This window comes from Granulicella sp. S156 (assembly GCF_009766105.1).
Lineage (GTDB): Bacteria > Acidobacteriota > Terriglobia > Terriglobales > Acidobacteriaceae > Granulicella.
Window position 1 is genome coordinate 665,636 of the sequence record NZ_LMUH01000026.1, and the last position, 11,475, is coordinate 677,110.

Consider the following 11,475-nt stretch of genomic DNA (forward strand, 5'->3'; position numbering starts at 1 on the left):
TTTCACGGTTGCTCGTCTTACCGAAGGAACCAAAGGGACACGCTGTACGACCTTGCCAGTGATACCTATCGTCAACCTCTAAGTGACTTCTCGTTGCAGGCAAGCGTGCCCCACGGATATTTTTAAATACAGGGGTTTCTCCGCTCCCGTTGGTCGGTCGAAATGACGGTTTTGGTGCAGGCTCGCTGCGAAGATTTGTAGAGTTTACTTAGCGTCCACACCTCATCTGGTTCCTCAGCTCGCCCATTACCTACATAGGAACCGCTAAAACCCCGCCGGCCGCTCCTTCGCCACGCCAAACGCCTGCTCCATCGCCATTCCCACCTCGGCGAGCGTTCCCTCCTCAAAGAGCCGTCCGATCAACGTCACCCCATGCGGCACGCGACGCGGCGTAGCGAACTTCGGCAGCGGATGCTTCGGGTCCGGAGCCCAATCGCTGCGCGCCTCCGTGACCTCCACAAACCCCGCCCGCAGCGTCAGCGACGGATGTCCCGTAAAGTTCGGGATCACCAGCGCCTCATCGCGCAGGGACGGCACCAGCAGCACATCCACTTCGCACATCACTCGCGCCATCTCCAGCGCGACCTTGCGCCGCAACCGGTCGGCCTGCACAAAGTCCACTGCGGACAGAAACCGCGACTGGCGAAACGTATTCGGCCAGCCATCGGACACCTGCATCTTCAACTCATCGACCTTGTGGCTGATCGTCAGGTCCTCGAACGCCGCCGCCGATTCCGCGAACAGGATGATGTTGAGCGAGTCATACGGCCAGTCCGGCAGCGTCACCTCCACCGGCACCATGCCCAGCTTCTTCACCGTCTCCAGAGCCATGCGGTCCACATCCGTCGCCGGAGCTTCCTTCATCCACCCCGGGAAGTACCCCACACGCAGACCGGCAATACTCTTCCACGCAGAGAAATCCAGCGTACTCGGCACACAAGCCTCATCCCGCCCATCCGGCCCCGAGATGGCACTCAGCACTATCATCGTGTCCCCCACACTGCGCGTCATCGCCCCCAGCTTGTCGCACGTCCAGCTCAGGGTCATCGCGCCGGTGCGTGGAACGCGGCCATAGGTCGGCCGCAGGCCTGTAACGCCGCAGCGCATCGACGGGCTGACGATGCTGCCCTGCGTCTCGCTCCCGATAGCAAACCCCACCAGCCCCGCCGCCACAGCCGCACCCGGCCCGGCACTCGAGCCGGAGGCCCCCTCTTCGAGCAGCCAGGGGTTCATCGTCTGCCCGCCAAACCAGATATCGTTCAGCGCCAGGGCTCCAAGGCTCAACTTGGCCACCAGCACCGCTCCGGCCTCATTTAACCGTTTGGTTACGGTCGCATCCTCGACCGGAATGCGGTCGCGATACGGCTCCGCGCCCCACGTCGTCCGAATCCCCGCCGTATCCAGAAGGTCTTTGGCTCCCCACGGAATCCCATGCAGCGGCCCGCGATAGTGGCCTGCCGCAATCTCCGCATCGGCCTTGCGGGCCTGATCCAGCGCATGATCCGCCGTCAGCGTGATCACGCAATTGAGCTGTTTGTTGTACTTCTCCAACCGTTCCAGATAGATCCTGGTCAGCCGTTCCGACGTAATCTCGCGCCCAGCGATCCAATACGACAATTGAATCGCTAATGCAAATGCAATATCTTCATCTCCTGCTGGGAGCGGTACACCTACTGCTTCTCCAAAATCAATCCTGTCATCCCCCGGGTTCAACGATTTCGCAGCTGATTGCTGAGGTTTCCAACAAGTAGCAGGGGCAATCCCCTCCTCAATCGCCACCCTGCGCGGGCCAACCCGCCGTTCGTACACCGCCGCCATCGACTGCTGCCAGTTCCCTGCCGCCTGAGCCTGATCGGCGGACGTCATCTCCACCTGCACCAGCTTTTCGGCCTCCGCGAAGGTCGCCGTCGACACCGCTGGACCGACCGGCGGGGCAGTGCCAAACGCCGGAGGCGCTCCCGGAGTCTGGGACACCGGAGTCTGCGGAACTTGATTGGCTTCTGCTGTTTGCGGGACGATAGCAGCGCCCAGCAGGCCCAGCGAGCTCTGCGTGAGGAACTCTCTACGGGATCGTGGCATGGTTCTCCTTAGACCGGCTTTCAGGGGTACTACTGCCAGATATATACCATCGATTCCGCACCTGCGGAACGATGGGCGTTAGCGCTATTTCACTGCAGCAATGCAACAATAGAGAATCATGATTCAGAACTCGATTCCCGAAGCGCTCACGTTCGATGACGTGCTGCTCGTCCCCGCTTACTCGGACGTCGTACCTGCCCAGGTGAGCACGCAGACTCGCCTCACAAAAAATATCACCCTGAACACACCCCTGATGTCCGCTGCCATGGACACCGTCACCGAGTCGCGGCTGGCCATCGCTATGGCCCAGCAGGGCGGCCTGGGCGTCGTCCACCGCAACCTCACCATTGAGCAGCAAGCTGGCGAGATCGACAAGGTCAAACGCTCTGAGAGCGGCATGATCGTCGACCCCGTCACCATTGAGCCGGAACGTCCCATCTCCGACGCACTCGAAGTCATGCGCCGCTTCAAGATCTCCGGCGTGCCGGTCACCAAGCGCGGCAAGCTGGTCGGTATCCTCACCAATCGCGACCTGCGCTTCGTCTCACGGACAGATATTCCTATCGCAGACGTGATGACCAAGACCAACCTCATCACAGTCCCCGTCGGAACCACCCTCGAAGAGGCCGAACACATCCTGCACCAGCATCGCGTAGAAAAACTGCTGGTCGTCAACGATGCCTACGAGCTCAAGGGCCTGATTACCGTCAAAGACATCCAGAAGAAGCTGAAGTACCCCCATGCCAGCAAGGACAGCCAGGGCCGGCTTCGCGTAGCTGGTGCTATCGGCGCCACGGGCGATTTCCTGGAGCGAGCCGCGGCACTGGTCGAGATGCGGGTCGACGCGCTCGCAGTCGACTCCGCACACGGACACTCCTCGCGCGTCCTGGAAGCCGTTGCCGAGGTCAAGAAACGCTTCCCGGACGTCGACCTTCTGGCCGGCAACATCGCAACCTACGACGGCACGATGGCCCTGATCGATGCTGGTGCCGATGCCGTAAAGGTTGGTATCGGTCCGGGTTCGATCTGCACTACGCGCATGGTCACAGGCGCGGGCATGCCCCAGATTACGGCCATCTCCGAGGCCTACCGCGCTGCCAGCCAGCGCGGCATCTCGGTGATCGCCGACGGCGGTATCAAGTACTCGGGTGACGTAACGAAGGCCATCGCGGCAGGCGCAAGCGTCTGCATGATGGGCTCGCTGTTTGCGGGCGTCGACGAGTCTCCCGGCGAGACCATTCTCTATCAGGGCCGCAGCTTCAAGGCGTATCGCGGTATGGGATCCCTCAGCGCGATGGCCCAGGGCTCGGGCGAGCGCTACTTCCAGGGCAAAGATGACATTCGGGACGGCAGCGAACGCGTCTCACTAACCGCCCGCGAGGCACCGAATGGAGGCAATCGCCTGGCCAAGTTCGTACCCGAAGGCATCGAAGGCCGCGTGCCACATCGCGGGCCGCTCGAAGCCATGGTCTACCAACTCGTCGGCGGTCTACGCTCCGGCATGGGCTATCTGGGCTGCGGAACGATCGAAGAGCTCCAGACCAAAGCGCAGTTCATCCGCATCTCCGGCGCTGGCCTGCGTGAAAGCCACGTGCACGATGTCGTGATTACACGCGAGGCGCCGAACTATCACGTTGAGTAGTAGTGAAGAGTGACAAGTGGTAAGCATTCACTTGTCACTCTTCACTCGCCCTACTCACTTCCTCCATCCCACACCATCGCCTCAAAGCGATGCAGGGTGTGGAAGCCGAGTTCGTCGTAGAGCCGCCGTGCCACCAGATTTTCCTCGGTGACGGTGAGAGAGAGCGACGTTCCGCCGCTGCGGGCCAGTTCACTTGCGCACTGCTGCATCAGGATTCGACCCAGACCAAAACCGCGCAGTTCCGGTGTGACGCAGAGCTGTGTCACGTGGCCCGTATCGGCTCGCACACGCGAGCTGAGCAGCATCGCCTGCAGACGGCCGGTGTGTTCATCGCGCAACACCCAGGAGTTCGTTGCATCGAAGACGCCGCAGCCCGGAAAGCGGACGATGTTATGCAGAAATCGCAGCGAGCCGTGGACGCTGCGATATTGATCGTTGATCTTGCTATCCATATGTCCTGCATAGGAACGATGGATCAGTTCGGCAGCGGTCTCGTAGAAGTCCGGCCGCCACGGCTGCAATCTCAACGACGCGGGTAACGCCGGCGGCGGGGGGACAATCGGCTCCGACTCTGAGAAGTCTCGCGCCATAAACAGCCGCGGAAAGTTGCGAAATCCTCTCGACAGATAGGGGCTGGACAACGCGCCCGCAGGAAACATCAGCAACTGCGCCTCGATGCGATCGACGCCGGGCGTCGCCTGCAGCATCTCGAGAAGGTGATGCAGCAACGTATCGCATACAGGATTGTTGAGGGTCCCGCTCTCGCCGAGGGCGTAGGTGTCGCCGATCACAGCCTTGGCCGCCTCGAAGACACAGAAGGTATAGCCGATAACGCGGCCACCATGCAGCGCAACGAAGCCCGGCAGCACACGGCCATCGAGGTACTGCAGCAGCAGTTCCGTGGAGTTCGAGTAGTCCCAGCGCAGCCTGCGCTCCCAGCGATCAGCCTCGTCCAGCAACAGCGGCCGCAGTTGCGCTGCTGAAAAATGGCGCAGGTCCAGGACCTCGATCTGAGAACCGAAGGTGGGAGCGCCGAAGATCTGAGCGCTAGAGGTCATGGCAGGGCAATCGTCTCATACTGTCTGCCTGTGTGTCCGCACAAACCAACGAGTCAACTGCGCGGATAGACCTTATAGACCGAGAGACCCTGCGTTTCATACAGAAAAAGTTGCTGATACACACGACCTTGCAGCAGTGTGGGAACCCGGTCAGCATCGCGCGTGGGGATCACCAGCACGTGCTCCTCGTCCGGGACACCTACATCGTCCAAACCGACAGAGGCTTCGCGATCGGCCACATAATGAACAATATTCTGATTGCGATAGAACGCGAGCCCATAGTCGAGGTCGCGACGCACATGGTACACAGCCACTATCTGAACGTCCGGGGCGGCCTTCTGTATCTCTCGCGCCAGCGGCCGGGCCGAATAGTTCAGATCGAGCAATGGGCCATTCAGCTTCATCAGGAAGAAGAGCAGACCGGCCAACGGAATGAGCGTCGCCGTGCGAACGTGGCGGACGCCATAACGCCGGACCACAAAGACAATCAACAGCGCCGCCAGAACTCCCAGCACGGCGGTCCAGGCAAAGGTCTTTGCCGCAGGAACAATGCGCTGATACACCATGTACTGCGGGCACAGCAGCAACACAAACGTGACAAGGCCGGTCAGTCCCGCGTGCAGGTACAGCAGCCACGAAGGCATACCTGCCCGGCGGATGCGGAAGAGATAATCGCCGGTAAGAATCGCCAGCGGTGGAATCGAAGGCAGGATGTAGCCGGGCAGCTTCGACCCCGAGAATGAAAAGAATACAACGGGAAAGAGCGCCCAGAGGACGAGGAACTCCGGAAACGCATCGCCAGCGCGGGTGTGTCCGAGATAGCGCCGCGGGTTATGCCGAACCTTCCACTCCGCAATAGAAATCTGGATCGCGTCGACCAGCGCGCGAAAGGCAATCGCCGTCCACGGCATAAGCCCAAGTATCAACACGACCAGGTAGAAGTAGATCGGCTGATGGTGCTGGTAGCGGTTGGTGGCGAAGCGCTCGAGATTATGTTCCAGGAAGAACTGCCGGAAGAAGCTCGGATTGCGCCGCTGGACCGCGATGTACCAAGGCAATACCATTGCCAAATACAACAGGATGCCAGGGAACCAGATGGTGCGTCGCAGCGCCGACCACTCGCGACGCAGACCGCAGAACAGCAGCAGGATCCCAAGCATCATGAACGGCGCGATCGGACCTTTGGCAAGCGTCGCCGCAGCGCCAAAGAAGTACAGATCGAAGAGCCAGAACTTTTTGCCCGTCTCGTACCATCCATACCAGCCGAGCATCCCAATACAGAACGGCGCTGCAAGCTGCATGTCCGTGGAAGCCCCTCGGGCAAACGCCACGATCGCCACGCACGAGACCATGATGAGCGCCGCATCGAGATGGCCTCCCGGCCTAAATCGTCGCAGATGCAGAAATGCCAGGATAATCAGCGCACCGGCGCCACTAGCCGAAGGCAACCGCGCAGACCAGTCGGAGACGCCGAACTCCTTAAAGAAACTCATCGCGCGCCAGTAGTAGAGAGCGGGTTTCTCCAACCAGGGCTTGCCGTAGAGAATGGGCGTCACCGTTCCGCCCATCAGGCAGACGTAGGAGGCATGAATGTCGGTGGGCCGCAGGCTGTGGGGTGTAATCCGGGCATGAACCTCGTGGCAATCCGCGGAATGAGCGGCGAGCATCTCACGCGCGATCTGTGCATAGCGTGGCTCATCGGCGCCGACGAGCCCCAACTGGTCACCGCCGATGTACGGTACCAGCCCAAAGAATAGAAAGTAGGCGGACACGCCCAGCAGGACGGCAAGCTCCCAAAGGGAACATCCCCAGTGCGTATGGGCGAGCTCGCGCAGCCATCGCGGTCCAAAACGAGAGGTGAATCCCTTGCTGCGAGGGGTCGATGTTCCGAGTTGGGGAGTGTCCGTCAAAATTCCGTCAAAGTACCATTGAATCTCTTGGAAGATTCACCAACGTGTGCCGCCCTGAGCCAAGTTCCGGGAACGAGATTTAGGCTACCAGACTTCCCTGTCTTACTGGGCAAGTCGTTGCACAGACCGCACACGGTCCGGTTGAAGTTCCGCGACGATACGGGTGACAGCCTCGTCCAAAGAGCCATCAAGCGTACATCCACTGGCACTGCGATGCCCACCACCACCAAACCGCTCAGCCACCTTCGCAACATCGACTTCGCCCTTGCTCCGCAGACTTAAACGGAACTCCGTTCGCGATGGAAGCTCGCGCAAAAATACAGCCGCCTCCACGCCTGCCATACCGATCAGATAGTTCACGATGCCCTCGCAGTCCTCGACCGCGGCATCGGCGCGGCTCATCTCCTCCTGCGTAATCCAGCTCCAGGCGACAGTACCCTGTATCTCCATATTGCCGAGAGCCGCCCCCAGCAGCCGTATCTTACTGGGAGGATTGGAGAAATACACCGCTTGCGCAATTTTGTTGGCATCCGCGCCACTCTCTACCAGGTGCTCGGCTAGAGCAAATGTGGCGGCGACGGTGCTGGGATAGGTAAACGATCCCGTGTCGGTCAGTACCGCCGTATAGAGACACGTTGCCATGTCCGCCGTGATCTTGGCACCGGAGGCGACGGCGAGGTCATAGATCATCGCGCCTACGGCACACGCCTCAGGGTCGATCCAGTTGAAGCTGGCGAACGTCTTCCCGCTGAGGTGGTGGTCGATATTGATCGTCAGCCCGGCACCCATATGATCGAACGCAATGCGCCCAAAGCCGGTTCGCTCGAAACCGTCGCACTCGAGCAGAACTGCGACATCCGGCGCGAGCATGGACGACGCCGCTGTGGGCAGGGCGGCCTGAATGCGTTCAACGCCTGGCAGACTGCGGTAGATGACCGGAATAGGGTCGGCGAAGGCGACAGTGACGCGTTTGCCCATGCCGTCCAGCAGGTGCATTAGCCCCAACGCCGACCCGATAGCGTCACCGTCAGGCCGTGCGTGCGAGGTCACGACAAAGCTCTCCTGTTCGCGAAGCAGGGACAGAAGATCGTCGATGTAGGTTGCGTTCTGCATGATGGCGGTTGTCAGCTGCCCAGTATCCCTCTCCCAGTGTTTTCGCTGAAATGGAGAACGGACAACAGAGAACTATTTTTGCTTGGTCTCCGCGAGAGTAGTCTTTTTAGCCTGTTTGGCCCGGCGTTTCTCCATGCGTCCCAGCAGTTCATCCATACGGGCGTTGATCTTTTCGGAGCGGTCGATAGCAAACGTTATCTCCGGAACGTGGCGTACTCCCATGCGGTCGCGAATCTCGGTACGAATGAAGCCTCGCGCGGTCATAAGACCGGCAAGGGTGTCGGCCTCTTCTTTCTCATTGCCTGTAACGGCGATGAAGACCCGGCAGCTTTTGCCGCCCGGCGCGAGGACAACCTCCGTGACGTGACAGGGGGCGATTCGCGGATCGCTCAACTCGCCTTCCAGCATGGCCGTAATCTCTTCGGCGAAGGTATTGACGACACGACCGCGGTGATAATCTCTTGCTCTTTGTTCAGGCATGACTAGCCAAGCAGAATAGCACTTTTCGAAGGGATTTCCGCATTGTGCCGCGAGAGGTACTCGTCATTTCCACCCCTAACGCTGTCCTCTCGACCAGAAACGCGTTTTTGCCCCGTAGCGGAAAGATCGGCGATCTGGTTGATTCCAGAGAGAATCATTCCATTTCACCCTCTAAGGTATCCAGCACAACATCGCTCTCGATAAAGCTATCCACGATCTCGCAACCCAACCCTACGGCAAGCCGCCGGGTTGCCGCCTCAACCTCCCGAAGCTGCCCAGCCAGATAGGCCGACGAACCCGAGATTGCGACAATACCGAGCGTTGCGCGGTTCCAGACAACCGCCTCGTCCAGCTCGGCAACCGAGATATTGAAGCCGTGGCGGAGCTTATCTTTCAGCGAACGCACCACCTGCCGGCGATCTTTCAGGGAGTGCGCGTGTTCAATGGCGAGTTCTAGCGTGAGAGTGGCGATAGGCATGGCTATTGGGACACAGGGCTATAAGTTGGCGCCTGCTTTGGTGAGTGGGCTTCAACCCGCCGCTGAAAGTCGCTCACAGGCAGTGACTTTAGCCTCGGAGAGGACGATGCCAGTGTAAGCCCACAATTCTCTGCATGGCACTGCCCTTGAATTTTCCATGATTCCGGCCTATGCTCTTTAAAGCAGACGAATTTGTTCTGCCGCAGATAGTAGCCGTGAGCAAACCGGCAAGTGGCGGAAGAGAGGAGTGGGCGAGAGCCCACTTTTTGTTTGCTCTAAAGACGGTTTCGCGGAGAGGTGACAGCATCCGCAAAATCCAAGCACCACAAGACGACTTATGGCCTTGCAGCTAGAGACAATTCGCGCCACTGCCGACCGCGTTGCGGCCTCCCACAGCCTCGAGGTCGTGGACCTTGAGTTCACCGGCGGAGCCAAGCATCGCTCGCTCCGGGTATTTCTCGAAAAAGATGCAGAGGCGCGTGCCCGATTCGCCGAGGAAGCCGCCTCCAACGAGGAAGCCGGGCTGCCCAAGGGAGTTCCGGTAGAGACGCTCTCAGGCGTAACCCACGAAGACTGCGCACACTTTGCCCGTGACTTTGGCACGGTACTCGACGTGGAGGATCTCATCCCCGGCGCGGAGTACACGCTCGAAGTCAGTTCACCGGGCCTGGAACGCAAGTTGCTGAAGGCCGCCGATTACGAGCGGTTCAAGGGCAGCCTGGTGAAGGTGCAGACGTTTTCGCCGGTCGACAACAACCGGCACTTCACAGGACGGCTGACGGCCTTCGAGGGCACCGACCTGACACTCGATCTGGCCGCCGTAAAACAGAAGGGCAAAGCAAAAAAAGCCCTGACGACGCAGATCGTCGAGATTTCGCTGGCAAACGTAGAAAAAGCAAACCTGGTAGCAGAGATTTAGCAAGAGCGTTCTCAGTGGTCCATTGGCAGTTCTCAGGAGATCCGGATTCGGCTTTCCCCTGAGAACTGAGAACTGGGAACGAAACATGGAAGAGAAACGAGAAGACCAAAATGGCAAGTCCCCTGTATCAGTCAATTGAGTTGTTGAGCCACGAGAAGGGTATCGACCCGGAGATCGTGGTAGGCGCCGTGGAAGACGCGATTGCTCTGGCGACGCGCAAGTACTACAAGACCGTCGAAAACATGCGCGGCGAGATGGACCGCGAAACCGGCGAGATTCGCGCCTACGTCTTCAAGACCGTTGTGGAGTCGCCCGAGCTCGTCGAGGATGCCGACAACCAGCTTGCCCTGGAGCAGGCCCGCGAACTCGCACCCGAAGTCGAAGTCGGCGGCGAACTGCGCTTCTACAAGGACACCACCCCGCTGGGCCGCATCGCCGCCCAGATGGCCAAGCAGGTCATCTTTCAGAAGGTTCGCGAGGCCGAACGCGATACCGTGTTCAACGAGTACGCCCACCGCGCCGGCGAGATCCTGACCGCAACCGTCAAGCGGCTGGAGCCGATGGACGTGATCTTCGATCTCGGCAAGGCCGAGGCCCGTATGCCCAAGCGCGAGCAGTCGCGGCTGGAGCAGTTTTCTGTCGGTGAGCGTGTTCGCGTCGTCCTGCTGCGCGTGGATCGCGCCGCCAAGGGCCCACAGGTCATCGTCTCCCGCGCTGCACCGGCGCTGGTGCAGTCGCTCTTTCAGAGCGAAGTACCTGAGATCTACGACGGCACGGTCAGCATCCGCGCCATCGCCCGCGAGGCCGGCGAGCGCACCAAGATCGCCGTCGTCTCCCGCGACAAGGACGTCGACCCAGTCGGCGCCTGCGTCGGCATGAAGGGTATGCGCGTGCAATCGATCATCCGCGAGTTGCGCGGCGAAAAGATCGACATCATCGAGTACTCCGAGGAGATCACGACCTTCGCTGAAAAGGCATTGCAGCCCGCCAAGGTCTCCCGTGTCTCGATCACCGACCTGGCGGAGAAACAGCTCGAAGTTATCGTCGACGACACGCAGCTCTCGCTGGCCATCGGCAAGAAGGGCCAGAATGTCCGGCTTGCGGCCAAGTTACTGCAATGGAAGATCGATATCAAGAGCGAAGAGGAGAAGCGCCAGGAGGTCGAGCAGCAGATGCAGGCCATGACCGGCGGCCCCTCGACGCCGATCGAACAGGTTACCGAGCTCGGCGAGTCGGTGATGGAGAAGTTGATCGCGGCAGGCATTACGACGGTCGAATCTTTGGCCGACATGACCGCCGAAGAGCTGGGCGAGGTCCCGGGCATCGGCGACAAGACTGTCGAGAAGATCGCAGTCGCCGTTCGCCACTACTTCGGCCAGTACGAAGAGGGCGAGGAGCGTCCGGTTCCGACTCCAACCGAGCCAACTTTGGCCAAGGGCGAGGAAGCTATTGCCGCGGCTGCTGCATCCGATGAAGCAGGCGACGAGGTACATTCCATGACCGAAACACCGGAAGAGATTCTTGCAGCACAAGCCTCCGATAGCGGCGAGGCCGAAGAAGTCAACGATTTTTCAACCGAGGACATTGCAGCCGTTGAGGATGCAATCTCCGACAGCGACGCAAACGATGCTAACGACGCTCGCGAAGAAGGCATCGAACTGGACAACGACACCGTAGACGAACTGGTGGATCAGGCCCAGGAGTTTTCCGACGAAGGCATCGACGAGGGACGCGATCGTGGCTAAGAGCTGCGGTTCGTACCTACAAAGCCCAACCCGCGACGGTTTTCACAGAGA

The 11,475-nt window shown here is 60.0% G+C and carries 9 protein-coding genes; 3 read left to right on the plus strand and 6 right to left on the minus strand.

The features are described 5' to 3' along the window. Window positions 1-264: 264 nt before the first annotated feature. Complete coding sequence (locus GSQ91_RS24200; protein WP_158824301.1) at window positions 265-2,079, minus strand: amidase; 1,815 nt, start codon at window positions 2,077-2,079, stop codon at window positions 265-267. A gap of 118 nt (window positions 2,080-2,197) precedes the next feature. Between GSQ91_RS24200 and guaB the strand changes: the two genes are divergently transcribed. After that, a complete protein-coding gene (gene guaB, locus GSQ91_RS24205) occupies window positions 2,198-3,721 on the plus strand; it encodes an IMP dehydrogenase (protein WP_158824302.1) in 1,524 nt (507 codons plus the stop codon). A 50-nt stretch (window positions 3,722-3,771) separates the two neighbouring features. Here guaB and GSQ91_RS24210 read toward each other — a convergent pair whose 3' ends face one another. The 5 genes from GSQ91_RS24210 to GSQ91_RS24230 form a co-directional block, all read right to left on the minus strand. After that, window positions 3,772-4,779 (minus strand): N-acetyltransferase, encoded by a 1,008-nt coding sequence (locus tag GSQ91_RS24210; protein ID WP_158824303.1) that lies wholly within the window; start codon window positions 4,777-4,779, stop codon window positions 3,772-3,774. A 53-nt stretch (window positions 4,780-4,832) separates the two neighbouring features. After that, entirely contained in the window at window positions 4,833-6,689 is a 1,857-nt protein-coding gene (locus GSQ91_RS24215) for a glycosyltransferase family 39 protein (RefSeq protein WP_174240727.1), read from the minus strand. 102 nt (window positions 6,690-6,791) lie between these two features. Further along, window positions 6,792-7,802 (minus strand): bifunctional oligoribonuclease/PAP phosphatase NrnA, encoded by a 1,011-nt coding sequence (locus tag GSQ91_RS24220; protein ID WP_158824304.1) that lies wholly within the window; start codon window positions 7,800-7,802, stop codon window positions 6,792-6,794. Between the two features lie 72 nt (window positions 7,803-7,874). Beyond that, entirely contained in the window at window positions 7,875-8,282 is a 408-nt protein-coding gene (gene rbfA / locus GSQ91_RS24225; RefSeq protein ID WP_158824305.1) for a 30S ribosome-binding factor RbfA, read from the minus strand. Window positions 8,283-8,436: 154 nt separating this feature from the next. After that, window positions 8,437-8,760, minus strand: coding sequence for a DUF503 domain-containing protein (locus GSQ91_RS24230; protein ID WP_158824306.1), 324 nt, complete (start codon window positions 8,758-8,760; stop codon window positions 8,437-8,439). Window positions 8,761-9,097: 337 nt separating this feature from the next. Here GSQ91_RS24230 and rimP point away from each other — a divergent pair, with 337 nt between their 5' ends. Both rimP and nusA read left to right on the plus strand, forming a co-directional pair. Further along, the gene (gene rimP, locus GSQ91_RS24235) at window positions 9,098-9,679 is read left to right on the plus strand and encodes a ribosome maturation factor RimP (protein ID WP_158824307.1); all 582 of its coding nucleotides are present in this window, start codon (window positions 9,098-9,100) and stop codon (window positions 9,677-9,679) included. Between the two features lie 110 nt (window positions 9,680-9,789). Then, window positions 9,790-11,424 (plus strand): transcription termination factor NusA, encoded by a 1,635-nt coding sequence (nusA, locus tag GSQ91_RS24240; protein WP_158824308.1) that lies wholly within the window; start codon window positions 9,790-9,792, stop codon window positions 11,422-11,424. Window positions 11,425-11,475 lie beyond the last annotated feature (51 nt).

Excerpts from the sequence above, each read along its gene's own strand:
- GSQ91_RS24200 (WP_158824301.1), bottom strand. The coding sequence starts at position 2,079 with ATGCCACGATCCCGTAGAGAGTTCCTCACGCAGAGCTCGCTGGGCCTG.
- guaB (WP_158824302.1), top strand. The coding sequence starts at position 2,198 with ATGATTCAGAACTCGATTCCCGAAGCGCTCACGTTCGATGACGTGCTG.
- GSQ91_RS24210 (WP_158824303.1), bottom strand. The coding sequence starts at position 4,779 with ATGACCTCTAGCGCTCAGATCTTCGGCGCTCCCACCTTCGGTTCTCAG.
- GSQ91_RS24220 (WP_158824304.1), bottom strand. The coding sequence starts at position 7,802 with ATGCAGAACGCAACCTACATCGACGATCTTCTGTCCCTGCTTCGCGAA.
- rbfA (WP_158824305.1), bottom strand. The coding sequence starts at position 8,282 with ATGCCTGAACAAAGAGCAAGAGATTATCACCGCGGTCGTGTCGTCAAT.
- GSQ91_RS24230 (WP_158824306.1), bottom strand. The coding sequence starts at position 8,760 with ATGCCTATCGCCACTCTCACGCTAGAACTCGCCATTGAACACGCGCAC.
- rimP (WP_158824307.1), top strand. The coding sequence starts at position 9,098 with ATGGCCTTGCAGCTAGAGACAATTCGCGCCACTGCCGACCGCGTTGCG.
- nusA (WP_158824308.1), top strand. The coding sequence starts at position 9,790 with ATGGCAAGTCCCCTGTATCAGTCAATTGAGTTGTTGAGCCACGAGAAG.